This is a genomic window from Alkalicoccus saliphilus (assembly GCF_003044065.1).
Classification (GTDB): domain Bacteria; phylum Bacillota; class Bacilli; order Bacillales; family Salisediminibacteriaceae; genus Alkalicoccus; species Alkalicoccus saliphilus.
Genome location: NZ_PZJJ01000067.1, coordinates 1 through 3971 on the forward strand (window position 1 = coordinate 1; position 3971 = coordinate 3971).

3 protein-coding genes are annotated in these 3971 nt (G+C 46.4%); all 3 read left to right on the forward strand.

What is annotated here, in order from left to right:
* The first annotated feature begins 830 nt into the window (after nucleotides 1–830).
* The 3 genes from C6Y45_RS17150 to C6Y45_RS17160 all read left to right on the forward strand — a co-directional run bounded on the left by C6Y45_RS17150 (nucleotide 831) and on the right by C6Y45_RS17160 (nucleotide 3692).
* Nucleotides 831–1064: a DUF1146 family protein gene (locus C6Y45_RS17150; RefSeq protein WP_107586445.1), complete on the forward strand. Its 234-nt coding sequence runs from the start codon at nucleotides 831–833 to the stop codon at nucleotides 1062–1064.
* 182 nt (nucleotides 1065–1246) lie between these two features.
* Complete coding sequence (gene murA, locus C6Y45_RS17155; protein WP_107586446.1) at nucleotides 1247–2551, forward strand: UDP-N-acetylglucosamine 1-carboxyvinyltransferase; 1305 nt, start codon at nucleotides 1247–1249, stop codon at nucleotides 2549–2551.
* 178 nt (nucleotides 2552–2729) lie between these two features.
* A complete protein-coding gene (locus C6Y45_RS17160) occupies nucleotides 2730–3692 on the forward strand; it encodes a nuclease-related domain-containing protein (protein ID WP_107586447.1) in 963 nt (320 codons plus the stop codon).
* The last annotated feature ends 279 nt before the right edge of the window (nucleotides 3693–3971 follow it).

Genomic DNA, 3971 nt, shown 5'->3' on the forward strand with positions numbered 1-3971 from the left:
TCATCTGTCCATTCGATAGACATTCAGGGTCTCCCTGATTGTCTATCGAATGCCACCAAGCGAGAGCGCGGTAGAAGAAACGATCAAATCCCAATTATACGTGTCTAGTTTCTTGACAGAGTATCACAAATAGTTCCACCCCCTCTCCGGAATACTTCCAACTTCCGCTGTATTTCTACCAACTTTCGTGAATACTACCATCTCTCCCTGTATTTCTTCCAACTTTTCGAAGAATACTACCACCGTTCAGGACAGATGGCATTGGCCATCGAAAAGAACTGGCGAATGTATTATCGGTATTTTCAGAAAATAGGTAAAAGAGCTCATTTCTTTTTACAATAAACTCCATTAAAGTATAGGAAAAGCATTCTGCACCACCTCTTAGGACCAGCTCTTTTATTTTTTGCTGATTTTGTGAAACTTTTTACGAAGGGCAGCGTCAATAAAAGAGGGCGGACACAAATGAAGTTTTTTTGCCGCTGCGTGGTATGCTTTTTTAAAAACCAGGTTCATTCTACATAGTGGAAAAACATTCCGGAAAGTTAAAAAAAGATGATTATTTTCAGCTGTTTCAGTGAATGTAAAGTAGTAGAAGTTTTTTTAAAAGCACAAATCCGAGATAATATGTCTACGGAAAGAAAGTGAAAGCGGTTTATGCGTACATTTTAACGAAAATAATTCAAAAGGCCTACTTATTTTAATCAATTTGTGTTAATAAGAGGTAGCCTTTCATAGTGAATTTCGTTAAGATAGTGGTTGTGCCTAATTTCCGGAAGAAAAGTCCCGGAAAGGCAGATTCTTATTTTGTACGCATGACGGAGGGGTAGCAAATGTTGGATTCAATTGGACAGCAGTCACTGTTTAACATCATGATCAGCCTGATGGTACTTGTAGTGGTGTGGTGGTGCGTACAGTCGTTCCGATTCGACCTGTTTGTTAAAGACCCCGACGGTATGAAAGCAAAAGCATTAATGGTATTAACAACCGTAGCACTGACACATTTAGTAACGAGCTTTTTATTGAACTATTTAAACTGGTCAACGTCACTCCGCTATTTATTTTAGTGGGAATCCGGAAACCGTTTGTACAGGCAGAGTGGCAAAGCGCCGCAGACGGATAGACACCGGACGATCTTTTTAATGAATGCAGCTGATGATCTTACTTCTTATAAAAAAAACTAAGCAGAACTACCAGGATCAGTCATGATTACCAGTTGTGAAGGCATCTGGACACGGAGGGGAATATATTGGAAAAAATTATCGTCCAAGGAGGACAGCGCCTCAGCGGAAGCGTACGCATTGAGGGAGCAAAGAACGCTGTTCTGCCTGTAATTACCGCATCTATTCTAGCTGGAAAAGGAACAAGCCACCTTTACGATGTGCCAGCTCTGGCTGACGTCTACACGATCAGTGAAGTGCTCCGCAACCTGAACGCGGAAATTGAATACGATGGAAAGACTCATATTAAAGTAAATGCGGAAGGCCCGCTGTCGACAGAAGCGCCGTTTGAATTTGTAAGTAAAATGCGTGCCTCTTTCCTCGTTATGGGACCGCTTCTTGCCCGGGAAGGCCACGCCCGTATCGCTCTTCCGGGAGGATGCGCTATCGGCTCCCGTCCGATCGACCAGCACTTGAAAGGCTTTGAGGCGATGGGTGCTAAAGTAGAGATCGGAAGCGGCTATATCGAAGCAAAAGTAGACGGCCGTCTCCAGGGAGGCAAAGTATACCTCGACTTTCCAAGCGTCGGTGCGACAGAAAACATTATGATGGCGGCTTCCATGGCGGAAGGAACAACAATTATTGAGAACGCCGCGGAAGAACCGGAAATCGTCTGCCTCGCAACATACATTAACGCAATGGGTGGAAAAGTCCGCGGTGCCGGTACCGGAACGATCCGGATTGACGGTGTAGAAGAGCTCACAGCAGCGGAACACACGATCATCCCGGACCGTATCGAAGCGGGAACGTTCATGGCAGCCGCTGCGATCACAGGAGGAAACGTCCTCATCGAGAACGTTCTTCCGGAACACCTGCGTCCTGTTATCTCAAAAATGGGCGAAATGGGCATTCAGATCGAAGAAGAAGGCACCGGCGTCCGTGTCATCGGCCCGGAAAAGCTGAAGGCGGTTGACATCAAAACAATGCCTCACCCAGGCTTCCCGACCGATATGCAGGCCCAGATGATGGCACTCATGCTCGGAGCAGAAGGTAACAGCGTCATAACAGAAACCGTCTTTGAAAACCGCTTCATGCACGTAGAAGAATTCCGCCGCATGAACGGTAACATTAAAATCGAAGGACGAACGGCCATCGTGAACGGACCTGTATCCCTTCAGGGAGCGGAAGTGGCTTCCACAGACCTCCGCGCAGGAGCAGCACTCGTTCTTACAGGACTCGTTGCAGAAGGCCACACACGCGTCACTGAGCTTAAGCACATCGACCGCGGCTATGTGAGCTTCACAGAGAAGCTGAAAGCCCTCGGTGCAGATATTGAGCGAGTGAACGATGCTGAACCAGCTGTAGCAAAAAAGAAATCAGAAGTCATAAAATAACTTTATATTGATCACTTGTACAAAACCTCCGGAAATCAGTCCGGAGGTTTTTTTAATTTCCCCGGAAATAGAAAAGGTGTTTAGAACGTACGTTCCCTTTGTAGTGTGGAAATAAACCTCTTTATATTTTACTTTATTTCCCATATAATAAAACTAATCTTTGAAAAGGAGTTGTTCTATGGAAATAAAAAAGCAGCAGCCACCGCGTATACTTGCCAGGTACGACCTTTTACTCGACTGTCTGCCGTCCACGCACCCAAAGCGGCCGGCCGTTCAGCACGACTATTTTAATCACCGGGCCGGATATGCCGGAGAAAGTCAGCTTCCTTATTATATGCAGTTTTTGAAAGAAGAACCGCTGATTCTTTATCAGCCTCGCCTCGAAAACGGACAAAAACGTTATTTCCAGATGGATGCGGTTGTTGTGACGCCTCATTTTCTGCTCATAACGGAAGTGAAAAATTACAAAGGAGAGCTTCGGCTGGAACCTCAATTTGCCCAGCTGATTCAATCAACAAAGGGAGAAGAAAAAGTATACCCCTGTCCCATCCAGCAAAGCCGCCGCCAGGAACTGCAGCTTAAGGCGTGGCTTACCTCTAACGGATTTCCCTCTATACCTGTTTACTCTCATATCTGCATAGCCAACGATTATTCCCGAATTACCTGCGACCAGCCCGTACCGAACTTCTCACATATCACGAAACTTCCGGCCGTTTATCAAACACTGCTGGAGCAGAATAAAAGAAAATACTTAGCGGCGGATAAATGCCGGATTCTCGCAGAAAAACTGGCGGCCTCCCACGTACCGGAACCCGGGGACCTGCTGAAAAAATACGATCTTTCCCCGGAAGAATTATCTCTTCAAGTGTCCTGCCCGTCATGCGAGGAAGGGTATATGGTCAGAGCGTTCGGCCGCTGGTCATGCTGCCTCTGCCGCACAGCCCAACCAGAGACACCACAGCGCCTGTTTCGCTGTTACGGGTTATTTATCGGCCGCACGATCACCGTGCGGGAGGCTTCCCGCCTGCTTAATATCAGCAGTTTATCAACCGTACGCCGGATCCTTTATCCTTACGTCGACAAACAGAGCGGAAAAACGAAAAAAAGCATCTACCGCTGGAAAGAGGATCTGCTCTCATAACACATCGCTAAAGGAAACCTCCTGCGTTCGCCACCTACGTGCAACGCAGGAGGGCTTTTTATGTAAAAAAGTCTCCAATAAGTTGGTAGTATTTCTTGGATAGTTGGGAGAAAAACAGTAGGAATGGGTAGAATTATCGGCAGTTGGTAGAAATTGTGCCTCTGTCAATAAAGTAGACAAAAGTCTATCAACTTTTTTCTCTCTGTTATCCCGTTTTTCCTTTTCTGCCGGGCCCTCGTGCCATCAGCCGGCCTGTGCTCTGATAGAAGGTACCGTCTC